The sequence below is a fragment of the Nostoc sp. TCL26-01 genome, from assembly GCF_013393945.1.
Taxonomy (GTDB): Bacteria; Cyanobacteriota; Cyanobacteriia; order Cyanobacteriales; family Nostocaceae; genus Trichormus.
Genome location: NZ_CP040297.1, coordinates 2,852,596 through 2,876,666, shown reverse-complemented (window position 1 = coordinate 2,876,666; position 24,071 = coordinate 2,852,596). Strand labels below are relative to the sequence as shown.

The 24,071-nt window shown below is 41.8% G+C and carries 20 protein-coding genes; 5 read left to right on the top strand and 15 right to left on the bottom strand.

From position 1 onward, the window contains the following. Positions 1-154 precede the first annotated feature (154 nt). From pcrA to FD725_RS12310, 5 genes are all read right to left on the bottom strand, one after another. Positions 155-2,473 carry a DNA helicase PcrA gene (pcrA, locus tag FD725_RS12330; RefSeq protein ID WP_179048422.1) on the bottom strand — a complete coding sequence of 773 codons (2,319 nt, stop codon included), beginning with the start codon at positions 2,471-2,473 and terminating at the stop codon, positions 155-157. Positions 2,474-2,618: 145 nt separating this feature from the next. Next, positions 2,619-4,343 (bottom strand): ATP-binding protein, encoded by a 1,725-nt coding sequence (locus tag FD725_RS12325; protein WP_179048421.1) that lies wholly within the window; start codon positions 4,341-4,343, stop codon positions 2,619-2,621. Positions 4,344-4,876: 533 nt separating this feature from the next. After that, a complete protein-coding gene (locus FD725_RS12320; protein ID WP_179048420.1) occupies positions 4,877-5,488 on the bottom strand; it encodes a DUF3318 domain-containing protein in 612 nt (203 codons plus the stop codon). 68 nt (positions 5,489-5,556) lie between these two features. Beyond that, the gene (locus FD725_RS12315) at positions 5,557-6,378 is read right to left on the bottom strand and encodes an alpha/beta fold hydrolase (protein ID WP_179048419.1); all 822 of its coding nucleotides are present in this window, start codon (positions 6,376-6,378) and stop codon (positions 5,557-5,559) included. Between the two features lie 101 nt (positions 6,379-6,479). After that, positions 6,480-6,974 (bottom strand): NUDIX hydrolase, encoded by a 495-nt coding sequence (locus tag FD725_RS12310; protein ID WP_179048418.1) that lies wholly within the window; start codon positions 6,972-6,974, stop codon positions 6,480-6,482. Between the two features lie 846 nt (positions 6,975-7,820). Here FD725_RS12310 and FD725_RS12305 point away from each other — a divergent pair. Continuing rightward, the gene (locus FD725_RS12305; RefSeq protein WP_179048417.1) at positions 7,821-7,985 is read left to right on the top strand and encodes a hypothetical protein; all 165 of its coding nucleotides are present in this window, start codon (positions 7,821-7,823) and stop codon (positions 7,983-7,985) included. A gap of 245 nt (positions 7,986-8,230) precedes the next feature. On the opposite strand, the gene argH is transcribed toward FD725_RS12305, so the two are convergent. From argH to trmD, 8 genes are all read right to left on the bottom strand, one after another. After that, the gene (argH, locus tag FD725_RS12300) at positions 8,231-9,616 is read right to left on the bottom strand and encodes an argininosuccinate lyase (protein WP_179048416.1); all 1,386 of its coding nucleotides are present in this window, start codon (positions 9,614-9,616) and stop codon (positions 8,231-8,233) included. Between the two features lie 152 nt (positions 9,617-9,768). Next, positions 9,769-9,975: a hypothetical protein gene (locus FD725_RS12295; protein ID WP_179048415.1), complete on the bottom strand. Its 207-nt coding sequence runs from the start codon at positions 9,973-9,975 to the stop codon at positions 9,769-9,771. Positions 9,976-10,092: 117 nt separating this feature from the next. After that, positions 10,093-10,869: a nickel pincer cofactor biosynthesis protein LarB gene (gene larB, locus FD725_RS12290; RefSeq protein WP_179048414.1), complete on the bottom strand. Its 777-nt coding sequence runs from the start codon at positions 10,867-10,869 to the stop codon at positions 10,093-10,095. Positions 10,870-10,954: 85 nt separating this feature from the next. Beyond that, entirely contained in the window at positions 10,955-12,727 is a 1,773-nt protein-coding gene (locus tag FD725_RS12285; protein WP_179048413.1) for an ABC transporter substrate-binding protein, read from the bottom strand. A 36-nt stretch (positions 12,728-12,763) separates the two neighbouring features. Further along, on the bottom strand, positions 12,764-13,363 hold the full coding sequence (locus FD725_RS12280) for a PIN domain-containing protein (RefSeq protein ID WP_179048412.1): 600 nt from the start codon (positions 13,361-13,363) through the stop codon (positions 12,764-12,766). A 6-nt stretch (positions 13,364-13,369) separates the two neighbouring features. After that, on the bottom strand, positions 13,370-13,837 hold the full coding sequence (locus tag FD725_RS12275) for a hypothetical protein (protein ID WP_179048411.1): 468 nt from the start codon (positions 13,835-13,837) through the stop codon (positions 13,370-13,372). A 244-nt stretch (positions 13,838-14,081) separates the two neighbouring features. Beyond that, positions 14,082-14,594 (bottom strand): 2-C-methyl-D-erythritol 2,4-cyclodiphosphate synthase, encoded by a 513-nt coding sequence (gene ispF / locus FD725_RS12270; protein ID WP_179051512.1) that lies wholly within the window; start codon positions 14,592-14,594, stop codon positions 14,082-14,084. A gap of 142 nt (positions 14,595-14,736) precedes the next feature. After that, positions 14,737-15,432 (bottom strand): tRNA (guanosine(37)-N1)-methyltransferase TrmD, encoded by a 696-nt coding sequence (gene trmD, locus FD725_RS12265; protein WP_179048410.1) that lies wholly within the window; start codon positions 15,430-15,432, stop codon positions 14,737-14,739. Positions 15,433-15,955: 523 nt separating this feature from the next. Between trmD and FD725_RS12260 the strand changes: the two genes are divergently transcribed. Further along, positions 15,956-16,819: a cyanophycinase gene (locus FD725_RS12260; RefSeq protein WP_179048409.1), complete on the top strand. Its 864-nt coding sequence runs from the start codon at positions 15,956-15,958 to the stop codon at positions 16,817-16,819. A gap of 171 nt (positions 16,820-16,990) precedes the next feature. After that, the gene (cphA, locus tag FD725_RS12255) at positions 16,991-19,696 is read left to right on the top strand and encodes a cyanophycin synthetase (protein WP_179048408.1); all 2,706 of its coding nucleotides are present in this window, start codon (positions 16,991-16,993) and stop codon (positions 19,694-19,696) included. A 33-nt stretch (positions 19,697-19,729) separates the two neighbouring features. Here cphA and tatA read toward each other — a convergent pair whose 3' ends face one another. Beyond that, on the bottom strand, positions 19,730-19,918 hold the full coding sequence (gene tatA, locus FD725_RS12250; RefSeq protein ID WP_179048407.1) for a twin-arginine translocase TatA/TatE family subunit: 189 nt from the start codon (positions 19,916-19,918) through the stop codon (positions 19,730-19,732). A gap of 173 nt (positions 19,919-20,091) precedes the next feature. Further along, positions 20,092-21,141 (bottom strand): anti-sigma factor antagonist, encoded by a 1,050-nt coding sequence (locus FD725_RS12245; RefSeq protein ID WP_179048406.1) that lies wholly within the window; start codon positions 21,139-21,141, stop codon positions 20,092-20,094. Positions 21,142-21,330: 189 nt separating this feature from the next. On the opposite strand from FD725_RS12245, the gene FD725_RS12240 reads away from it, so the two are divergent. Further along, on the top strand, positions 21,331-22,125 hold the full coding sequence (locus FD725_RS12240; RefSeq protein WP_179048405.1) for a 7-carboxy-7-deazaguanine synthase QueE: 795 nt from the start codon (positions 21,331-21,333) through the stop codon (positions 22,123-22,125). Between the two features lie 429 nt (positions 22,126-22,554). Then, entirely contained in the window at positions 22,555-24,036 is a 1,482-nt protein-coding gene (locus tag FD725_RS12235; protein WP_179048404.1) for an esterase-like activity of phytase family protein, read from the top strand. Positions 24,037-24,071: the final 35 nt, after the last annotated feature.

Genomic DNA, 24,071 nt, shown 5'->3' with positions numbered 1-24,071 from the left:
TTACTCCCGCAACGCACTGGCTCCCCTGCAAGGAGAGAGGCTTTGAAACCCTTATTCTCCTGTTCCCCTTCCCTAGTAGGGAAGGGGTTAGGGGTTAGGTTTTTGCGATTTCGGTGTTACGCATGATACTTTTCAAACATCCTCTAAAAGAGGGTTAATCTACCTTTTGCAACTGTGCTACTCTAGGGTCAATAATTTTTTGCCCTAAACTAGCAAATTTCACCGCTACCGATAGCTTATTCCCAGTACCAAAAACATGGGTTATTTCGCCAATCCCAAAGGTTTTGTGTAAAACCTGATCGCCTACTTGCCAGTTTTGGGCTACTTCTGACTTACCATTAGTTGTAGAGGTTATTTTGGGATGACTTTGCCCAATTTTACCCTGGCTAGTTACTAGTTCTGGGGGTAACTCATCGAGAAATTGCGATCGCATGGCGGGTTCACGAGAACCATACAAGCGGCGTTCGCGGGCAAAGGATAAGTATAAGCGTTCTTGTGCGCGGGTAATACCTACGTAACACAGGCGACGTTCTTCCTCTAAAGCGGCGGGATCATTCATGGAACGGTAGTTGGGGAATAATCCCTGTTCCAAACCTACCAAAAAGACGACGGGAAATTCTAACCCTTTGGAAGCATGGAGAGTCATCAAGGAAACAGCTGTTTTTCCTTCCTGCAAGTTATCCAAATCAGAACTGAGGGCTGTACTTTGTAGAAAAGCTGTTAAAGAAACATCCTCATTTTCTTCTTGAAATTGCAACACGGCGTTATAGAGTTCTTGGACGTTTTGGATTCTGTCTTCGGCTTCATCTGTACCTTGACTTTGTAAGTCTTGCACGTAACCAGAATCTTCTAAAATGCCCATGACTATTTCCGTGACTGGGGTTGTAGCGATTTGTTCTTGCCAACGGCTAATCATTTGGGCAAAGTTTTTCACACCTTTGGCAGAACGTCCAGCTAATGTATTGACTGAGGTTTCATCACTTAAGATTTCCCAGAGAGTTGTGCCTAATTGTTGGGAAGCATTAATTAAGTTATCAATAGTGGCTTTACCTATTCCCCGACGGGGAGTGTTAATTACTCGTAATAAGCTAACTGTATCAGATGGGTTAGCGATCGCTCTGAGATAAGCTATAACATCTTTGATTTCTTTGCGATCGTAAAATTTCATCCCCCCAACAACTGTGTAAGGAATTTGATGCCTCACTAACAATTCTTCAAAGGGGCGAGATTGAGCATTGGTACGATAAAGAATAGCAAAACTACCCCAATTTAATTCTGGGTGTTGGTGTTCTGATGTGCGAATTTGTCTAATGACAAACTCTGCTTCTGCTAGTTCATCATCAGCTTTATGACAATAAATTTCTTCACCTGCTCCCCTGGTCGCTTTGAGAATTTTATCAATTCTTTGGGTATTATTCTCTATCAGTTCGTTAGCAGCTTGGAGAATATTTTCACAAGAACGATAATTTTCTTCTAGCTTCACCATTGTCCGAGTATCATCATCTGGCAAACCATCACCAAAATCATTCTGAAACTCTAGTAAGATGGTGAAATCTGCCATTCTAAAACTATATATAGACTGGTCAGCATCACCTACCACAAACACTGAGCGATTTTGCCAATTCCACTCACTTTTGCTCTCTTCGCCATTGGTAACTAATAAGCGAATCAGATCATATTGAGTACGATTAGTATCTTGATATTCATCTACTAGGATATGGCTAAACTTGCGATGCCAGTAACCTAAAACTTGTTCGTTTTGTTGGAATAATCTTGTAGGGATTAAGATTAAATCATCAAAATCGAGAGCATTATTTTCTGCTAATTTATCTTGATAGCGACTATAAACATCAGCAATGACTCTACCCCGATAATTTGGTTGTTCTTGTTCTAATTCTTGGGGAGATAACCCTTGGTTTTTGGCATTGCTAATAGCGTAACGCACAGAACGGGGTTCAAATTTCTTATCATCTAAATTTAATTGTTTAGTGACGATTTCTTTAATTAAAGTTTGCACATCAGATTCATCAAAAATGGAAAAATTGCGATTCCATTTTCGACCTTTTTCATCTTGGTATTTTTCAATATCAAACCGGAGAATGCGAGAAAATAAACTGTGGAAAGTCCCACACCACAAGTCTTTGATGATATTTTTGTAAACGCGCGATCGCAATTTAGTTTGTTCGTATTCTGGCAATAAATCTAAACGCTGTCCCTGTTCTGTCATCGCCAATTGTTCGGCAAACAGCTTTTGAATCCTTTCTTTCATTTCCCGCGCGGCTTTATTTGTAAAAGTAACCGCCAGGATATTTTCTGGGGCGACACGATGCTTGAGAATTAAGTTAGCAATCCGATAAGTTAGCGCGCGTGTTTTACCAGAACCAGCACCAGCTACAACAAGCAAGGGGCCGCAGTAATGTTCGACGGCTTGGCGTTGACTGGGGTTAAGATGGCTGAGAAAGTCAATAGTCATTAGTCATTAGTCATTAGTCATTGGTCAATAGTCAATAGTCAATAGTCAATAGTCATTATTCTTATCTCACTGTCCCCTTGTCCGCTTGTCCCCTTATCCCCTTGTCCCCTTGTCCTTCACTCCCTACTCAGCACTCTCTCACTCATCAATCCTGAACTGTCAGTGGTAAGTGAACGGTAAAAGTAGAACCTACTCCTGGCTGACTTTTCACGAGAATTTCTCCTCCCATCATGTTGCAAAAGTGCCGGCTGATGGCTAACCCTAGTCCCGTACCACCGTATTTTTTCGTAGTTGATGTGTCTCCTTGGGTGAAAGGTTTAAATATCTGTTGCTGTTGACTAGGTGACATTCCTATGCCTGTGTCGCTGACGGTGAAACTAACCATACCAAAAGAAGTTTCTGATAATAAGTCTTGTTTCTCGCTTTGAACTGTGAGGGTGATCCTGCCGTTGTTGGTAAATTTAGCAGCATTGCTCAGTAAGTTCAATAAGACTTGTCGCATCCTCGTTTGATCTGCATACATTTTACCTAGTTGTTCATCACAATATACTTCTAAAATGTTGCCATTTTTTTCTATGGCTGGTTTGACTGTGAGAACAACGTTATTGATGAGTGTCGCAATCTCAAAGGTTTCTGGATACAAAGTCATTTTCCCCGCTTCAATTTTGGATAAGTCGAGGATGTCATTAATTAAATCTAGTAGATGTCTACCAGCCGAGTTGATTGTCTCTAAATCAGTAATGAAGTCTCCTGATAAATTGAGATCGGCTGCATCATCTTGTAATAGTTGGCTTAAACCAATCACAGCGTTTAATGGTGTGCGTAACTCATGGCTGACATTTGCTAAGAAGATACTTTTGGCTTTGCTGGCGGCTTCGGCTAATTCTTTAGCTTGTTCTAGTTCTTTAGTACGTTCCGATACTCTTTCAATCAAGTGATTTAAGGATTTAGCGAGTAAACCGATTTCATCTTCTGTGGTGACAGGGGCGCGTAAATCAAAATTGGATTTGCGGGCTACTTGTTCAGCCACTTGGGTGACAGTAATTACTGGTTCGGCGATCGCTCTGCTGGTACGCCATGCGACAATAGCAGCGATCGCTACAGAAACCAGCATACTCACCATGACAATTAAACGCTCAACCCCTTTGGCTTCTTCGACATCTATTTGTCTGTCTCGTTCTTGTAATTCAGCCGTTCGCAGGATGTTAGCCAACTTATCTGATAGTTGATCTAACTGCATAGCTGTCTCGCCACGCATCACTTCTAGTATCCTTGCTCTCAGTACAATCACTTGTTGTGGTGGTACAGGCTGCTGAATTTCTGCGAGGATTGCGTCTATTTGTTCAATATAGGACTTCAAACTAGATGTATAATCTTGCAGCAAAGTCTGTAGGGTAGCTTCTGCTGCTGCCAGTCTTTTAGGTCTGCTATTGATAAACTTAGCAATTTTCTCTTCTAATCTTTTAGCCCTATCTACATTTTTAGAAAACTCAGCTTTTTTCTCTGGCAGTCGTTGAGGATCTTCCAAAAACGCAGCTATGCTGGAGCTATGCAATTGCGCTCCCAGTACTGCATCTTTATAATCACTCAGTAGCTGTCTTTGTTCTTGAGCTTGATTAAACTGCCTAATCTCTCTGCCTCGGTAGTAGTTGGCAATAACTAAACCAGTAAGTGAGCCGAAAAAGCCTATGCCAATCGCCACAAAGTAACCGTAACCAATTTTTTGATGTATTCGCCAGGAACTAGCCTTGAGTTTCCCTCGTGAGGGAAATTCTATAGTTGGGAGTTCGTCTGTCGATGGTTCTTCTAATGGCACTTCTTTGCTATCTGAACTGCTGTCAATAGGGATCGGCTGTTGAGTCGTTTGCATCCCCCAATTCTCCTTACCCTCCCGCAAAATCACCAAATCAGCGTCATTTGTATAACTACTACAAATAGTATTCAACAAGCACCCTATCTTTTCAGATAAAAAACATAATAATTACCCTTTAGATAATTCGCATGACTTGATTACCTTGGAGTAGTTTTGATATGAATATTTACATCGAGACTTAATAGCACTAAACAAGCAGCAATGTGTTGATTAGTTAGTAGTTTCCCTGATTAAAGATGTTTTCTGGGAGTGTCTCCGCCTCTCCCTATGTCGATCTGGTCAGTTAGTTGTTACCGTCAAATGTAGCATCGTGACGCGACAATTTATCTCATTGTACTTTTTGGGAATGCTGGAGGCAAATATTTTCAGCAATCGGATTCTATTCTAAAGTACAAATCAGCCTGATAACCAGTAATAAAGGAAATAGTCACTGATAGCGGTTAAGAGTCAGATGAGATACAGTCTACGCTCTAATTGCCTCAACCAAAAATTTATTGCACCACAAAGGCACGGAGGCACAGAGGTGTCAATTATGATGATGCTCGAAAATTTTCTGGCATCCCAACAGGAGAAGATCCAGCGATCGCTCGTAAGTTTTGGCAACGAATTAAGGTGCTAAAATCTAATCCAGAATTGCCGGACATCTTGGCTATCGTTTCTATGGCTGATAATAAATGTTGAGCTGCTTCTACTTCCCCGTAACCCCGGCGTTGTGCTACTCGCAGTGCAGCTGCATCAGCATTCAGTTCAGCCTCTGAAGATTGGTTACTGCGCCAAATCCGCAACATAGCGATCGCACTTAATCCTCCAGCAATAGCTACACCCACCACATCTGACTGTGCTGATTCCACCAAACCACCCAATAATCCCACCAATACAACACCTTGGTAAATATCTGGTTTGAACCAACGCACACCCGTCAACCACGCTACTTTTTGCAACAGCAACAAATCCCGTTGTGCTTTTGTCAACTGTCCCCACAAATCGAAGTTAATACATATTAATCTTTCTCGATCCCAGGGTAAGGGAAAAGCAGCGTCGATGACTTGTGGTTGTTGTGGTTTACTGACAATTTTGATTGTCATTCTGCCAGAAGCCGGCATCACCTCAAATAACCGGCGAATTTCCACGTTTGGTTCCATAGGAATATTTCGTAATTAGAACGCAAAACTAATTGCTCCCTCTCAAGTTAATTACGAGAAAGTATTGCTTATAATTTCTGACTTTCCTGAATAAACTTGCGGATATCTCCAGCCACAACTCCAGCACAAGATTCTGGTAAATTGTTGCTAACATGAGCAATCATATTTAACTCAGCTTGGGAAATTAGTTTACTATATATCTGAGTTCTAGCTAAAGCATCTGGTGTGTCTTTACCACCTTGCAAAATTAAAACTGGAACTGCCAATGAAGACAAGCGATTTTCTAATAACTCTGCCTCAATTTCTGATTGCTGGCGTTGAAACAGTAATTGAGCAGATGTAGGATATTGCTGTAATGTTTGGCGTTTTTGCCAATCTTGAGCAATTTTCTCCTCTAGACGCAAAATTTTAGTGAAGAACCGGAGCGATCGCAGTACCTTAAATAATAAAGGCGATCGCTTGATCAATTGCCGCATTTTTTGACATTTTTGCTCTTGTCCCGCTATTTTCACCCCTTCTGGCGATAGCAACACTAAACCACGCACTTGTTCTCCATATTTGAGAGCATAACTAGCAGCAATCCAAGCCCCCAGGGAATCCCCGACTAGATATACCTGTTCTAACCGCAAAGCTTGTAAAAACTCAGCAACACACTCAACTTGTAAATCAATGGAATAGTGAATATTCGGGTTTTCTGATTCACCAAACCCCAACAAATCTGGTGCAAAGCAATGAAAGTGCAAAGAAAGCGACTCCATCACACTTACCCATTGTCCACTATCATGCCAAGCACCATGTAACAAAATCAGAGGCATCCCCTCACCAGCCTCACGCCAGAATAATAGCCCTTGAGATAGTTTTCTCCGGGCGTTCCGTAACAACGTATCCATATTAAATTTGATCAATAACCTTCTACGGATTTTAAGTTTTAAACTAGAGTTTTTAGACTACATTTAAAGCTTTTAATCTTAACTTAAGATTTTACATATTTTTACGCCAGAGTTGTCAAACCATTTAAATAGTCTTGTAGCTGCCGATAATGGTCATGAGACATTGGTTCTTGAGGGATAGAACTGGGAGCAAAAGCTTGGATTTCTATTACCTCTAAGGCATCCTGAACTTCCATTTTTCCTTCCACTTCTGCCTCAACGACAACACAAATTGAATGAATTCTGGGATCTCGATCTGGTGAAGAATAAACTCCCACCAAACGCCGAATTTTTGTTAACTCCAGCCCAGTCTCCTCCATCAACTCACGGCGGACTGTACTGGGAATATCTTCGCCCCAGTCTACCATACCCCCAGGCAAAGCCCATAGTCCATCATCACGCCGCCGAATTAGTACAATTCTGCCATCAGATAATATAGGGATGATACTGGTTCCCGCAATTGGATGACGGAAGATAATTCCCAGTATCGTTTGTCCAATGCGCCACAAGCCTCGTGTGGTTTGGACTGTTGCCGTAAAAAAAGCAAGAACGTTCAAGCTAAAATATCTCTAGAATATCTATGTTGTATTTTTTTAATTCCCACCACTCACACAATCTCAACCACTCAAGAGTTGAATTTTGCATCATTATACAGATGTGTTGGTGTTTAGATACTATATTTTAACGATTTTCAGATGACATAGCAATCCAATTTGATTCTTGTTACCGCAGTCTGACTGATCCCAATTATTTTATTGCCTGAGATAGGAAGCAGATAACAATCTAGAGATAACCGCAAATAAAGCAGGCAAAAGCTTACTGGATTTTAGCAAAAATTAAATACTAGTTTTAACATACATCAATTTTTACTTTGAATTATTAAATAATTTTTTATATTGAGATATACACAGATATTGTTTTAGAGAGAAAAATAAAATAGGCTAAATCCTTTTTTAATATGCAGTCATCAACTCTATTAAAACTTATACCTATTATAAAAAAACTCTGGCAATGCTTATCAAAGCAGAGTTCATCACTAGCACAGCTAAATTATTTCTAGCTCATTACTAAATGACAACGTAAAATATATTTTTTACCGTACCAAACTGTATTGCTTGGCGAATGTTTGAGCCTTATGCCCCGTCCCCGTCTTGAAAAGTTAGAGCGCCAGCTTCCAGCCATCTAACTGTTTGCTCAATCGGCAGCACATGAATCTGTCTTTGCTACTGACTGTATCTTTAGTATTAACTATTGACATAACTAAATTAAGTGCGATAGTATAGTATGCTGTTCAAAGTATTTACAATTCAGACTAGGCATAAGCTTTATCAATAACATCAGTAGCTGATATTGTCTACAAAAAGCCTAGTTGCTCTTTTTGTTGTTTATTTAATGAGGTGAACATGGCAAAGCGCCGCAATCCGAAAAAAGAAAAGGCGCTACGGAACCAGGCGTATGCCAGAAAGTTTCGTAAACGGACTACTACAGGCAGAATGCAAAGAAGATTCCAACAAAGACCACCCAAAAATGAGGAAGACGAAGGCGCAGCAGCAATTGATGCTGAATAATTTGCCTACTTAAATTCTGATTTTTTAAGTGTTTTCTTTTTCAGGGCGTACTTTTGTACGCCCTAGTTTTGTTTTTAGGGTAGGGATAATGAGTGCTGAGTGCTGAGTAAGTGAGGGAGTGGGGGAGTGAGGGAGTGAGGGAGTGAGGGAGTGAGGGAGTGAGGGAATAAGAATTGCTATTGGTAATGACTAATGACTAATAACTAATGACTATTGACTAATGACTATTGACTATTGACCATTGACTATTCCCCAATTTGCCTCCTAGCTACTAAGAGTGCTTTGCTGATTTGAGCAAAACCTGTACCACCGTGACTGTTGCGGGCGGCTACGACTTGGCGAGGTGAGATGGCTTCGTAGATATCATTAGTAAATGCTGGGTGGATTTGTTGCCATTCTTCTATTGTCAAATCTTTGAGGAGTTTACCGGCAGCAATGCTAGTTTTGACGACTTTACCTACAAGGTTATAAGCTTCGCGGAAAGGGACACCCCGCGCTGCGAGATAATCAGCCACATCTGTGGCGTTAGAAAAGTCTTCTGTGACTGCTTGTGCTAAACGCTGGGTGCGAAATTCTAAACCCTGTTCCAACAAAATTGTCATTGCTTCCAGACAAGCTTTGACTGTGTTAACGCTGTCAAATAAACCTTCTTTGTCTTCTTGCAAGTCTTTGTTATACGCCAGGGGTAATCCTTTCATGATTACCAATATTGCCTGGAGATGACCAAACACCCGCCCAGTTTTGCCTCTGACTAATTCGGGTACATCAGGGTTTTTCTTTTGAGGCATAATGCTAGAACCAGTTGCACAGCTATCTTTGAGGGTGACAAATCGAAATTCTTCAGAAGCCCAAAGAATAATTTCCTCAGATAAGCGACTGAGGTGAACCATGATGATACTAGCTGCCGACAAAAATTCGATCGCAAAATCGCGATCGCTCACACCATCTAAGCTATTCTCGTAAATACTGGCAAAATCTAACAACTGGGCTGTGTAATGACGATCAATCGGGAAGGTAGTACCCGCTAAAGCACCACAACCCAAGGGGGAAATATTTACTCGGCGAGAAACATCTCCTAAACGTTCCCAATCCCGTTGTGCCATTTGGAAGTAAGCTAACAAATGATGAGCTAAACTCACAGGTTGAGCGCGTTGTAAATGGGTGTAACCAGGAATTAATGTTTCTACGTTTTTTTCAGCTATATCTAATAATGCCCGTTGAAAATCCCGTAGGTAATTCTGAATTTGCTGGATTTGATCACGTAGATAAAGTCTAGTATCTGTACCTACTTGGTCATTACGCGATCGCGCTGTGTGCAGTTTTTTCCCTACATCACCAACAATTTCTGTCAAGCGCCGTTCTACAGCAAAGTGAACATCTTCTGCATCAACACCTGGTTGAAATTCACCTTGGCGATATTCTTGACGGATTTGTTCTAAACCTGTGACTAATTGTTCTCCCTCAGCTGGCGAAATTATCCCCGTATGCGCCAACATCTTGGCATGAGCTTGAGAACCTGTAATGTCATACTCGATTAATTCTATATCAAAATTTATACTGGCATTAAAACGAGCGATCGCCGGATGTAACGCCGATTCAAATCGCTGACTCCAAGTTGGTTTTTCGGTCATAGATAATAAGGGGATTGGGTACTGGGGATTGGGGATTGGGTACTGGGGATTGGGGATTGGGTGCTAGATTTAATTTCTCCCCCTGCTCCCCTTGCTTCCCCTGGTCTCTTTCTCCCCACTCCCTACTCCGTACCCCCTACTCCCTCCCCTTGTCAACCGTACTTAGTCAGATTCCGAAATATATAACCAATGACTAAACCAATCAACAGCGCCCAGATTTGGCCTGTCTGAACAAAGTGATTCCACGTTTTAGCCATCTGACCAACAACGTCAGGGTTGGTGATATTCTGTGCTAAGACGATTGAATTCACAGGTAAATTTCCCAAAGCCTGAGATATCAAATCATTAAAGTAGTTCATCTTGAGTCATGAATTAAGTGAGAGGCTAGAGGCTAGAGACTAGAAAAGAGTTTTCCTAATACCCAATCCCCAATACCCAATCCCCAGTCCCCTTGATGTCATAACCCAATATTTTCGTTATGCCATCCGCAATTTCTCGGCTGTACGCAAAATTTGCCCCGCCAAGACTGCTGCACCAAAACCGTTATCAATATTTACTACTCCCACCCCAGCAGCACAAGAGTTCAACATTGTCAATAGTGGTGCTAACCCACCAAAACTTGCCCCATAACCGACGCTGGTAGGGACAGCAATCACAGGACAATCAGCCAAACCAGCCACAACACTAGGTAAAGCACCTTCCATCCCAGCCACAACAATCAACACTGATGCTGACTCAATCAGATGGCGATTACTCAACAAACGATGAATCCCAGCAACACCGACATCCCAGAGACGCTGCACCCGAAAACCAGATAGTTCGGCTGTGACTGCGGCTTCCTCCGCAACTGGTAAGTCAGCCGTACCGGCAGAAACAATACTAATAATTCCTGTAAACTGTGGGTCAATTTCTGAGGGTCTAATAGCACAAATTCGTGCCATTTCGTAGTAATGCAAACCTCTAACTTTTGATTGCAGTAAAGCATAGACTGCTGGTTCGATGCGGGTAGCCATCACCACCGAATTACGCTGACGCATGACCTCCATGATTTGCTGAATCTGTTCGGGTGTTTTACCCTGTCCCCAAATCACTTCCGGGAAACCAGTTCTTAACTGGCGATGGTGATCAATTTTGGCAAAATCACCCACAGATTCATAAGCTAAGTCTTTGAGTGAGTCTAATGCCACTTCTGGGCTAACTTTACCATTGGCGACCGCTTCTAGGAGCGATCGCAAAACTTCAGGTTGAGTCACAGTATTGTAGGGAGTGAAGGAGTGCTGAGTGAGGGAGTGATGAGTAGTGACCAATGACCAATGACTATTGACTATTGACCAATGACTACTTCACAATTTTGATTTCATACAAATTCCAGAATGCGCCGCCTAATGCTGAAAATCTGATACCCTCAAAGCGATCGCGTACAGCCGATAAGGCATAAGGATTCACCAAATAGATAAATGGTAAATTTTCCTGCGTGATGCGTTGAGTTTCCGCGTAAATTGCTTTGCGTTTAGCCTCATCTAATTCTCTGGCCGCTTGAATATAAAGTTGACCAATTTTTGCTTCCCAAGGTGCTACTTCCCAACCTTCAATAGGTTTTTGTCCTGCTTGGGGTTTTTGATTAAACATATGTAATCCACCTTCAGGATTCCACACGTTAGCACCATCATTTGGTTCCAAACCACCAGTCAAACCTAACATAGAAGCTTCCCAATCTAAAGTGTTAGAAAGCTTGTCTGTATAAGTATTCCATGCCAAAGGTGTAAAATCAACTTGAATGCCAATTTTACTCAAGTCTTGTTTAACTTGTGAACCTATAGCTTCCCTAATCTTGTTACCAGCATTCGTTAACAAAGTAAACCGAACACGATTACCGTCAGAGTCTAATAACTGATTCTGAGCATTATATTTAAAGCCAGCCTTGAGTAATAATTGCTTGGCTTTTTCCAGATTATAATCGTATACTTTTAATCCTTCCTTGGGTGAAAGATAATAAGGACTTTGCACAGAAATGGGGGAATTTTGCGTTTGACCCAAACCACGATAAGTATTATTAATCATCGTTTGCCTGTCAATAGCATAAGCTACAGCTTGGCGAAATTCTAAAGTATTAAACCAACGAGATTTAACTGGATTAATCAGTGGCTTACCGTCTCTTCGACCCTTATTTAAATTAAACAGTATAAAAGTCGTACCCGCAGCCGGCCCACCATTGTATATTTTGAAATTACCTTGCTTTTCTTGCACCTTCAATAAAGAGAAATAGTCTGGTGATACTGCAATAGTATCTAAACCAGTAGAACGGAATTGTAGTAAAGCTGTATCTGTAGATTCGACAATTTGCCAAACTATTCTTTCAATATAAGGTTGAGCTTCGCCTTTTGGCCCTTTACGCCAGTAATAGGGATTACGCCGAAATACTACCCGTTCACTGGTGTCATAACGCTCTAATTTATATAAACCATTAACAACAATTTGCTCTGGTGGTGTATCAACACCCCATTTTTGTAAAAACTTCGGTTTACCTTCAGAATCTTTCGTGGTGATTGATTCCCGTAATGTATGGGCTGGTAAAATTGGGTATCCTGTAGCACTGCGTAAAAATGGCGCAAATGGTTCTGGTACAGTAAACTCAACCCGGCGATTATCAACTTTTCTCACAGTTGGCAATTTACCACTCTCACCAATTCGCATCACATCTCGAACATCTGTAGGAATGTCTTTATTAAAGTAAATGTCATTGTAAGTAAAGACTACATCATCTACTGTTAATGGTTGTCCATCAGACCATTTCAAACCATCACGCAAAGTAAAAACAATTTTTAATTTATCATCAGAAATTTCCCAAGATTCTGCCAAAGCTGGATCAATACCGCCAGTGTCATAATTTTCAGTAATTAAACCTTCATAAATCAACCCAAAAACATTAGGAGATTCTGAATTAAGCGGAAAATTAAAAGTCTTAGGATCGCTGAGGATACTTGTAACTACTTGGGGGACTTGTGCAGCCGAGCTTTTAAAATTGTCTGGATTACAAGCCGCAACAGTCACTGCTGTTATTAGCAATGCGATTAACAACCAAATATGCTTGATTTTTGCAAAAGTTTTCATGATAGATTGTATATTTTCAATACATGACTAGTAAATTTAATTTGGCTGAGAATTGAGCCAGCCAAGGAAGTTTTGAGTTTTATGGAAGTATTGAATATTATGATCTTGTAATACTTCTGATACTTCTCGTTTACGAAACTCATGAGAATTACTACTTAAAAAGCATTTTATTTCATGAGGATGTAAGCGTGCATGATGAATTATGCACTCTAAAATTAATTTATCCATCAGATGCTTTTCCAGAATACTTCTTCCAAAGCTTTCTTGAAATATTTCAGGCGTGAATGTAATCATTTTCGCTTTCTCTATAAGTTGATTAAATGTTATGTAAAAACGCTCCTTAACTTCATTATTTCGTTCCAAAAAGCAAGTTCTTGATTGCTCTAGTTGATAAAGTAATAGCCGAGACTTAACTGAATTATCTCGTTCTGATTCATTAATCTGTATATCTAACTTATGTAGAAAATCAAGATTATATTTTTCTCCTTGATCTAATGTTATTAATGATTCGACAAAACAAATACTTGGTACTACTAAATGTAAGGATAAAGGTAAGTTTTGCAATAACTGTTGTCCTTGCGTATCTTGCCCTTTAGCAATACCTATTAAGAAATTAGTTTCAACATAAATTATCACTATTTATCATGAATAAATATGAGTTGTGCCATTTTCTAAGAGTTGCAATAAACCAATTATTGCCATTTCTTTCTTGAATGGAGGGAATTCAGATTTCCAATGATACGCTAAATCCCGTAACCAAGCTTCTGTTAGACCTATCAAATAAAGATTATATATGGGTGTATTGCTAAATTCTGGTTCATACTCCCTGAGTACATTGGCAGTATTCAAGCTAATAACTGGTTGTGACAAATCTTTACCATCCCATTTAAAAATTAAGATATTTTCTACGTCAATCAGCATAACAAATGGGATCAGCGTTTTTGCTGTTTGTAAATAATCAATAAGCCGCAAAATGGCATACTCTTTTGTTTTATTGTCTTGGAAAGTGAATGGAAACCCTTTAACTTCAGCTGCAAGAATAATTTGCCCTTCTTTATCTAAGGCGATAAAATCAGGAAGCTCTACATTCTGTAAATTATTAGCTAACATAGCTTTATTTACTTAGTTAAAGATATTGTTAATTTCTATCATAACTATTGACGAATGAAAGCTAGGAAGCAAGTTGGTTAATAGTCAATAGTCATTAGTCATTAGTCACTACTCAGCACGCGGCTCATCGCCCCGCTACCGCTAACAGCACTCCCTCACTCCCCAAATCAGTTACCAGTTATCAGTTATCAGTTACCAGTTAATAAACGTTCACTGTTCACTGTTCACACCCCTCACTCAGCACTCAGCACGGGCTAAACGCCCCGCTTCCGCTAACAGCACTCATCACTAACAAGACAACAGCATAAGCACAGATACCTTCTTCCCTCCCCACTGGCCCTAGTTTTTCGTTGGTGGTGGCTTTGATCCCAATTTGATTTGGTTGTAATCCTAAAACAGTTGCTAATTTATCACGCATTGTTTTAATATGCGGTTTCAATTTGGGACGTTCTGCTACTACTACCGAGTCAATATTACCTATCTGCCAACCTTGGGCAAGAATTAACTGGTGTACTTGATTTAACAAAACTAAACTATCTGCTCCTGCCCATTGGGGATCAGTAGGGGGAAAATAATGACCAATATCACCCAGAGATAATGCCCCTAGCATGGCATCCATGATGGCGTGTGTTAGTACATCTGCATCACTATGTCCCAATAAACCGAGTTCATGGGGAATTTGAACGCCACCCAAAATCAAAGCGCGATCGCTCACCAATCGATGTATGTCGTAGCCGTTACCAATTCTGATGTTCATAGTCAATAGTCATTAGTCATTAGTCAATGGTCAATAGTCAATAGTCATTGGTCATTGGTCAGCACTTTCCAACTTCCACTCAGCACGGGCTAAACGCCCCGCTTCCGCTAACAGCACTCAGCACTCAGCACTCAGCACCCCCTCACTCCTCCTTATCCTCTTGCCATTTTTGCCATAAATCAGGACGGCGATCGCTGGTTTTTTTGATTTGTTGTTCGTAACGCCATTTAGCGATCGCGGCGTGATTACCACTGAGTAAGACATCAGGGACTTTCCAACCGCGAAAGTCTGCTGGACGAGTGTATTGGGGATAGTCGAGTAATCCCTCCTCAAAACTTTCGGCGGTGAGGGAAGCTGTTTTGGCGACAGTTCCGGGAATTAGCCGCACGACCCCATTAATTAAAGCCATTGCGGGAATTTCTCCACCAGTGAGAATAAAATCTCCTAAAGATACTTCACGAGTAACTAAATTTAAGACTCTTTCGTCTACACCTTCGTAATGCCCACAGATTACAACTAATTGGTCATAATTACTGACTAATTCGCGTAAAAGAGGCTGATTGATTGTTTGTCCTTGAGGACTCATCAAAATCACCTCTCGACGGGCTAAAATTGGCAACGACTCTACTGCACGAAAAATTGGTTCTGGCTTCATCAGCATCCCTACACCACCACCATAAGGTTCGTCATCTACCTTGCGATGTTTATCTGTAGTGAAGTCTCTAGGATTCACCAAATTGACTTGGGCAATTTGTTTGGCGAGGGCTTTACCCAGCAGCCCAGAGTTAAGAACTGAGGTAAAACAGTCAGGAAAAAGCGTAACTATATCAAAGCGCACAGTAATTCGTATTCGAGAACACTAATCTTAAAGTTGAATGTCTATCCAACACAAGATGCAAATGTAGGGTCAAACTACAGATCAGCTTTATCAATAGTATCTAAAAGTACTAGAACTATCTGATTTATCTTGGGATCAAAAGTTTTTCTAAGTTACTTAATTTATGTTTAAATATTGTCACAACTACCATTTGCAGAAATAATCTAACCAGGTTAACAACTTCCAGGATGCGTCGAGCCAGCCTCAGAAAATGTGTCTAAAGACCTGCTCCCTCCAAGCCCAGATGGGAAAACTAGTTCCTAATGCCAGAGGGGAACCTGAACCCCAAGCACTATTGAGCCAGTCTGGAGAAGTGGACAGGTGAAAAACAAGGCGCTGGCTTTGAGGGACGGCACAGGACACATGAATTATGAGGCTTTATGTGAGTCTGTGGCAGTGTCCTCAGTAAAAAAGCAAAGTGCAAAAATCATCAGGCTCCCAAACCTTGTTAAATTCACCTGAAGTTGTTGACAGGAGAAACACAATGCCGCAACTAAAAGCTAAAACGCTGGAAATGAGGACACCCCAAGCAACTAAGACCGCCGTTCTCGTCATCGGAGGCGCAGAAGATAAAGTTCATGGACGCGAAATCCTGAGAACTTTTTTTGGACGTTCAGGTGCAAGTAAGGCATATATTACAATTATTCCATCCGCCTCCCGCGAACCCGCGATTATTGGTGGTCGGTATATCCGTATTTTTGAAGAAATGGGTGCTGAAAAGGTCGAAATTTTAGACATTCGTGAACGGGAACAGTGCGAATCTTCCCAGGTCAAAGAATCCCTAGAAGCCTGTAGTGGAGTCTTTTTGACCGGAGGAGATCAACTACGCCTGTGTGGTGTATTGGCAGATACACCAGCGATGGAAATTATTCGGCAACGAGTGAGAGGGGGACAACTTACTCTGGCAGGAACAAGTGCTGGGGCGGCAGTGATGGGGCATCACATGATTGCAGGTGGCGGTAGTGGCGAAACCCCTAATCGCTCCCTGGTAGACATGGCAACTGGTTTGGGGTTAATACCCGAAGTCATTGTTGACCAACACTTTCACAACCGCAATCGCATGGGTCGGCTCATGAGCGCGATCGCATCTCACCCAGATCGGTTAGGCATTGGCATTGATGAAGATACTTGTGCTGTATTTGAACGTGATGGTTGGTTACAAGTCATGGGTAAAGGCAGTGTCACAATTATCGATCCCACCGAACTCACCCACACCAATGAACCCCACGTTGGTGCAAATGAACCATTAACCCTGCATAACTTACGTCTGCATATCCTCAGCTATGGCGATCGCTTCCACCTGTACCAGCGCACCGTATTGCCTGCTGTACACCGCATCTCCAGCTGACGGAATAGAGTAACTGAGGTTAGACTGAATTGATCGCCAATTTGTTTCTTGCTGTAGAAAAATCAGAGGAATACCATGTAAAAAGAAAAAACTGTTTTTAATGAACAGTTTAGCGATCAATTCCAGTTAGAAACTAGAATTTTGGTTCCGAATCTCCATCTACCTATTCCCATGAGAATCCTCAAGATCCAGACCTTACGCGGCCCAAACTACTGGAGCATTCGACGCCACAAACTGATCGTCATGCGCCTCGATTTAGAGAACCTTGCCGAGACGCCCTCAAATGAAATCCCCGGATTTTATGAAGGATTAGTAGAGGCTTTGCCAAGTCTAGAGGGTCACTATTGCTCGCCTGGCTGTCATGGTGGTTTTTTGATGAGAGTGCGAGAAGGCACCATGATGGGTCATATCGTGGAACACGTAGCCCTAGAACTGCAAGAATTGGCGGGAATGCACGTGGGCTTTGGTCGTACCCGTGAAACTGCCACACCTGGTATTTATCAGGTAGTCATTGAGTATCTCAACGAGGAAGCAGGACGCTATGCTGGAAGGGCAGCTGTCAGGTTGTGCCAAAGCATTGTCGATCGCGGCCGCTATCCCAAGGCAGAACTAGAGCAAGATATACAAGACCTGAAAGATTTATGGCGTGATGCTTCTTTGGGCCCCTCCACAGAAGCAATAGTCAAAGAAGCAGAAAAACGTGGTATCCCCTGGATGCAACTGAGCGCTCGTTTTTTGATTCAACTAGGCTACGGCGTGAATCAAAAGCGAATGCAAGCCACAATGACCGATAAAACCGGCATTTTGGGAGTGGAACTAGCTTGCGATAAAGAAGCAACCAAGCGCATCTTAGCCGCAACTGGTGTACCAGTACCCAGGGGTACAGTGATTAATTTCTTGGATGATTTGGAAGAAGCGATCGAATATGTCGGTGGTTATCCGATTGTGATTAAGCCCTTAGATGGCAATCATGGACGCGGTATTACTATCGATATCAGAACTTGGGAAGAAGCTGAAGCCGCCTACGAGGCAGCTAGACAGGTTTCCCGATCAATCATTATTGAGCGATATTACGTTGGGCGCGACCACAGAGTACTCGTGGTAGATGGAAAGGTGGTAGCAGTCGCAGAACGTGTACCAGCTCATGTGATTGGTAATGGCAGATCAACGATCGCCGATTTGGTTGAGGAAACCAACCTTGACCCAAACCGGGGTGAAGGACACGATAAAGTCCTCACCAAGATAGAACTCGACCGCACCAGTTACCAACTCCTAGAAAGGCAAGGCTACACACTCAACAGTGTGCCACCCAAAGGCACAATTTGTTATTTAAGAGCAACTGCTAATCTCAGTACTGGTGGTGTTGCTGTAGACCGGACAGACGAAATTCATCCCGAAAACATCTGGTTAGCTCAAAGAGTAGTCAAAATTATCGGTTTGGATATTGCCGGACTAGATATCGTTACTACCGATATTAGCCGTCCCTTGCGGGAAGTAGATGGGGTAATTGTGGAAGTTAACGCTGCTCCTGGTTTTAGGATGCACGTTGCCCCCAGCCAAGGTATCCCTCGCAACGTTGCTGGTGCAGTCATGGATATGCTGTTCCCCAATGAACAGTCCGGACGTATTCCTGTTCTCAGCATCACGGGAACCAATGGTAAAACTACAACTACTCGCCTGCTAGCTCATATTTATAAGCAAACAGGGAAAGTAGTAGGATATACAACTACAGATGGCACATATATCGGTGATTACTTAGTTGAATCAGGCGATAACACTGGCCCTCAGAGCGCTCATGTCATCTTACAAGACCCAACAGTAGAAGTTGCCGTCTTAGAAACAGCCCGTGGTGGCATTTTACGGTCTGGATTGGGCTTTGAATCCGCTAATGTAGGTGTAGTATTAAATGTGGCATCTGACCATTTAGGGATAGGTGACATCGATACCATTGACCAATTAGCCAACCTCAAGAGTGTGGTGGCTGAGTCTGTATACCCTGATGGCTATGCAGTCCTCAACGCCGACGACCGTCGTGTAGCGGCGATGGCAGAAAAAACCAAAGCTAATATTGCCTACTTCACCATGAATCCCGACTCGGAACTAGTGCGTAAGCACATCCAAAAGGGAGGCGTAGCAGCTGTATATGAAAACGGCTATTTATCTATAGTCAAAGGTGATTGGACACACCGCATAGAAAGAGCAGAAAACATCCCCTTAACAATGGGTGGACGCGCACCATTCATGATTGCCAACGCCTTAGCGGCAAGTTTGGCAGCCTTTGTGCAGAATGTCACCATTGAGCAAATTCGTGCTGGTTTAAAGACTTTCCGTGCCTCTGTGAGTCAAACACCAGGACGGATGAATTTATTTAACTTGGGTAACTACCACGCTTTAGTTGATTATGCTCACAACCCAGCTAGCTACGAAGCTTTGGGTGCGTTCGTGCGTAACTGGACAACAGGACAACGTATAGGTGTCGTGGGTGGACCAGGCGATCGCCGAGACGAAGATTTTGTCACTTTGGGCAAATTAGCTGCCGAAATTTTTGATTATGTCATCGTCAAAGAAGACGATGAAACCAGAGGAAGACCAAGGGGATCAGCCTCCGATTTGATCACTAAAGGTATCAGGCAAGTCAAGCCAGATGCCCGGTTTGAATCAATTTTGGATGAAACCCAAGCAATTAACAAAGGCTTGGATATGGCTCCTGATCACGGTCTAGTAGTGATTCTACCAGAAAGCGTCAGCCGTGCTATCAAGTTAATTAAGCTGCGGGGATTGGTCAAAGAGGAGATACAGCAACAAAATCCCGCAAATCCTGTTGCTGAAAATCTCAATGGTATCGCATCTTCTTCAGTAATTAATACTTTGCTTTAGTCGATAGTAGAGATGCGATAATTCTCATCTCTACTATTGACCTTTGCTTTGATCGTCTTCTTCCGGGTTGGTATCTTCACTAGGAGTTTTTAGTTCCTCCTTAAAACCCCGTAGGGTTTTACCAAGTGCGTTTCCCAATTCGGGAATTTTTTTCGGGCCGAAAATTACCACAGCCACGACAATAATTATCGCTACTTCTGGCCATCCTAATCCGAATAACATATACAGTTCCTCTCAAGTATGCTTCATTAACTATAGTTAACTACTATGTATTTTTGACAATAAAAAATTTCCCTAGAAAATCTTTTGAGGGAAATTTAATTTTTCACAAGCTGATTGTGATTTATTTCAAGCTAATAATTAGTTTTGGTCTTTGCTAAGTATCAACAAAACTGTTAGTAAGCACCACTATTTCTATTAAAGAGAATTGCCACGGTTTTGAAAATTAATTTCAAATCGTAAAATAGACTCCAGTTCTTTTGATAGAGCAAATCCAGACGAATCACATCTTCAAAACTACGTACTGTCGAACGTCCGTTTACTTGCCATTCTCCAGTCATCCCTGGCTTCACATCCAAGCGCTGCCATTCTGGGACTTCATAGCGTTCTACTTCATCGGGTGTGGGTGGTCTAGTCCCGACTAAACTCATATCTCCTTTTAAGACATTCCAAAATTGCGGGATTTCATCAATGCTAGTACGGCGGATAAATCTACCTACACGTGTGATTCGGGGATCATGTTCATTCTTGAAAAAAGCCCCCTGGACTTGATTTTTGACTTGGGATTTTTTCGCTTCTGCATCTACACACATCGAGCGAAATTTCCAAATTTTAAACCGCTTGCCCATCCAACCACAACGAATTTGACCAAAGAGAATGGGTCCTGGATCGTCAATTTGAATAGCGATCGCAATCGGAATCAACAAAATTCCTGTAATTACTAATCCTACCAAAGCACCAATAATATCGATCAATCGTTTAGTCCAGGATGCCACAGACCGATGAGTCGTTGGTAGTTGCTCAATTTTGCGGGGAGAAATTTTTTGATGATCTGCACCATCGTCAGTTTCTGTAGGCAATTTTTCACTGCTAGGCTCGATAGAAAAAACTTTATCCAGTCCTGTCAGGTTTAATACTGCCATCACTTGCGGAGTGACATTCCGCAAGCTCAGAGTAATTCCTTTTTCTTGGGTAGTTTTAAAGTTACTTACCAAGGCTCCTAAACCACTACTATCCATAAAAGTGGTGTGTTGAAAATCAATAATGATTTCCTGGGGATGGGAGTCTTGTTGAGTTAGTTCTTGGCAGGTTTGCTTAAAGCCTACTGCTTCCAGCACGCTCATTCGAGCCGGAACCTGAACTATTACGGTTTCATTTAAGGTAATAACTGGAAAATTTACTTCTGTGGGTTGGCTAGTCATGAAGCTCTGCACTTTCGTTCCCATATGAATTTAATCTGCCAAACATGATTTTGTCCTAGAAAATTACCTAACCTCATGTGAAATTAGTAGAAATATAGTTAGTGGCTCAGGATAAGATCACAGACTGCCTTCAAAGATTCACAATAGAACAAGAAGCTAAAAACATAACTTATTGTTGGATTGACGCAGTGCGATCGCGTTACTACTATACCCATGACTGCTAAAACTACAGCTGAACCTACTGCACGCCTGATTGAGGTCTTTTCTGCTATTCAAGGGGAAGGACTGAATGTCGGGACACGTCAAATTTTTATTCGTTTTGCTTTTTGTGACTTGCGCTGTCACTTTTGCGATAGCGCTCACACATGGAATGCACCCACTACCTGTAAGATCGAAAAATCGCCTGGATTACGAGATTTTGAACTGCACTCAAATCCTGTTCCCTTAGCCACTCTCATCGAATGGATTGAAAGGCAAAATTTACCTTGTCTACACGATAGCATTAGCTTAACCGGAGGAGAACCACTTCTTCATGCTCATTTTTTACAAGAATTTTTGCCCAGGGTGCGATCGCTTATTAGTCTACCCATATACTTAGAGACTGGCGGACATCGCCCAGAACAACTGGCCATGGTTTTGCCCTATTTAGACTCTGTAGGTATGGATTTAAAACTTCCCAGCGTTAGCGGCGAGTCTCACTGGCCAGAGCATACAGAGTTTTTGCAACTGTGTTATCCACATTTGGATACGTTTGTGAAAATCATTGTTTCTCATAATACAAACTCAGTTGAGTTAGAGCGTGCTGCTTTGTTAGTGGCAGATGTTAGTCTCGATATTCCCGTGTTTTTACAACCTGTTACGCCTTTAAGTGCGTCTGCACAATTCACCAACACACCAGCCCTTGCTCCGTCTCCAGAACAAGTTTTAACTTGGCAAGCCTTGATGAAGCAGTTTTTAAAACACGTTCGTGTCGTACCCCAGACTCACAAAATGTTAGATCAGCTCTAGCCTCAGAGAATAATAAATTTAGGTAAATTTGAGCGATAAAATTAAAAATTTTGTAATGTTATTAGTCAATGGTCAATGGTCAATGGTCATTAGTCATTAGTCAATGGTCAATGGTCATTAGTCAATGGTCAATGGTCATTAGTCATTAGTCAATGGTCAATGGTCAATGGTCATTAGTCATTAGTCATTAGTCATTAGTCATTAGGCAACAGATTCTTTTCTTCTCCCTCACTCCCTCACTCCCTCACTCTCTCACTCTCTCACTCCCTACTCAGCACTCTCTGAGGTAAAACTTTGATGAAGATGCTGTTTGATAGAACGGAATTCTATGAAATATCCATGTGACAATAACTACCTTAACCTCTGATTAACTTTTTATTAATTAAATAACCCAAAGCTTGTAAAAGTGAGCATTTTGGGATTTTTTAGATGATTGCGGTCAAGCAGTGGTTTTCTGGATTCAGCTTTTCCATAGCAACTACCTTAGTTACTATTACGGGTTCTGTGACTTCCGCCCATGCTATTTCCTTTGTGAACGAGATTGTGATCCCCAATGATGGCAAAGATTTGTCTGTTGTTGAGGTCAATAGCGCCAATACTAACCGATTGGGTGGTGTGTTCTCGGATCTTTACTACGATCGCTACAATAATGTCTATTATGGTTTAGGCGATCGCGGCCCTGGTGGTGGTGTTTTGTCTTACAATACGCGAGTACAAAAGTTTTCTTTAGATGTTAACTCTAACACCGGAGCCATCAGTAACTTCACCTTACTAGACACAATTCTCTTCACTAAAAATGGTAGTAACTTTAACGGGTTAAATCCAGAGTTACTGAACGGTAACAAGGGAGTGCTGGGTTTGAGTTTTGACCCAGAAGGATTTGCAGTGGCTCCCAATGGTAACTACTACGTTTCTGATGAATACGGGCCATCTGTGTATGAGTTCAGCCCCAATGGTAATTTTATTCGCGCATTTGCCACACCAAGTAATTTAATTCCTCAATCTGGCAGCGATCTTAACTATGTTGACGGTCGTCCAACTATTACCAGTGGTCGCCAAGATAACCGAGGTTTTGAAGGTGTAACACTCAGTCCAGATGGTAGTAAATTATATGCTCTTTTGCAAGACCCCTTAGTTAATGAGGGTGCTTCTAATGAGGGACGGCGGAGTCGTAATTTACGGCTAGTGGAATTTGATACTAAAACAGGTGAAAGTACTGCTCAGTATATCTATCAGGTAGAAAGTCGTTCAGATATCAACGATCGCATTCCCGGAACAGCAAATGATTTCTCTGCTACTCAACAGGGACGTAACATTGGTATCAGCGCCATTATCGCCTTGAATGACAAGGAATTTTTAGTTTTGGAACGGGATAACCGAGGTATCGGTGTAGACGATCCGACTGGTGAAAATCCTGTTGGCAGTAAACGAGTTTATAAAATTGATTTAACTGGTGCTACAGATGTGAGCAGTATTAGCTTGGCTGGTAGTAATGACTTACCGTCTGGTGTACAACCTGTCACCAAGTCTCTATTCTTGGATATAGCTAATGCTTTGACAAGCAACGGGTTGAAAATTCCCGAAAAATTGGAAGGTTTAGCGATCGGCCCTAAACTAGCTGATGGTTCCTACTCTGTTCTTGTGGGTACAGATAATGATTTCAGTGTGACTCAGACTGGTGGTGGTACTCAGTTTGATGTTTGTACTGATGGCACTACCAGCACTCAAGTAGCTATCGATACACCTTGTCCAGAAGGGCAATTCCTAATTCCCACTTATCTTTACGGATTTAAAGCTAGTGGTGAAGAATTACAAGGATTTGTACCCCCAAAACAAGTTCCCGAACCCACAGCCACTGCTGGGTTGATGCTGCTGGGTTTAGGTGCTTTTTGCCTGAAGCGTAAATTTTAGGTAGTCAAAAGAGCCACAGACATGATTATCCTACG

What these genes read in the sequence shown, in the direction of transcription:
- pcrA (WP_179048422.1), bottom strand. Translation starts at nt 2,473, where the DNA reads ATGACTATTGACTTTCTCAGCCATCTTAACCCCAGTCAACGCCAAGCC.
- FD725_RS12325 (WP_179048421.1), bottom strand. Translation starts at nt 4,343, where the DNA reads ATGCAAACGACTCAACAGCCGATCCCTATTGACAGCAGTTCAGATAGC.
- FD725_RS12320 (WP_179048420.1), bottom strand. Translation starts at nt 5,488, where the DNA reads ATGGAACCAAACGTGGAAATTCGCCGGTTATTTGAGGTGATGCCGGCT.
- FD725_RS12315 (WP_179048419.1), bottom strand. Translation starts at nt 6,378, where the DNA reads ATGGATACGTTGTTACGGAACGCCCGGAGAAAACTATCTCAAGGGCTA.
- FD725_RS12305 (WP_179048417.1), top strand. Translation starts at nt 7,821, where the DNA reads ATGGCAAAGCGCCGCAATCCGAAAAAAGAAAAGGCGCTACGGAACCAG.
- argH (WP_179048416.1), bottom strand. Translation starts at nt 9,616, where the DNA reads ATGACCGAAAAACCAACTTGGAGTCAGCGATTTGAATCGGCGTTACAT.
- FD725_RS12295 (WP_179048415.1), bottom strand. Translation starts at nt 9,975, where the DNA reads ATGAACTACTTTAATGATTTGATATCTCAGGCTTTGGGAAATTTACCT.
- FD725_RS12285 (WP_179048413.1), bottom strand. Translation starts at nt 12,727, where the DNA reads ATGAAAACTTTTGCAAAAATCAAGCATATTTGGTTGTTAATCGCATTG.
- FD725_RS12275 (WP_179048411.1), bottom strand. Translation starts at nt 13,837, where the DNA reads ATGTTAGCTAATAATTTACAGAATGTAGAGCTTCCTGATTTTATCGCC.
- ispF (WP_179051512.1), bottom strand. Translation starts at nt 14,594, where the DNA reads ATGAACATCAGAATTGGTAACGGCTACGACATACATCGATTGGTGAGC.
- FD725_RS12260 (WP_179048409.1), top strand. Translation starts at nt 15,956, where the DNA reads ATGCCGCAACTAAAAGCTAAAACGCTGGAAATGAGGACACCCCAAGCA.
- cphA (WP_179048408.1), top strand. Translation starts at nt 16,991, where the DNA reads ATGAGAATCCTCAAGATCCAGACCTTACGCGGCCCAAACTACTGGAGC.
- tatA (WP_179048407.1), bottom strand. Translation starts at nt 19,918, where the DNA reads ATGTTATTCGGATTAGGATGGCCAGAAGTAGCGATAATTATTGTCGTG.
- FD725_RS12245 (WP_179048406.1), bottom strand. Translation starts at nt 21,141, where the DNA reads ATGGGAACGAAAGTGCAGAGCTTCATGACTAGCCAACCCACAGAAGTA.
- FD725_RS12240 (WP_179048405.1), top strand. Translation starts at nt 21,331, where the DNA reads ATGACTGCTAAAACTACAGCTGAACCTACTGCACGCCTGATTGAGGTC.
- FD725_RS12235 (WP_179048404.1), top strand. Translation starts at nt 22,555, where the DNA reads ATGATTGCGGTCAAGCAGTGGTTTTCTGGATTCAGCTTTTCCATAGCA.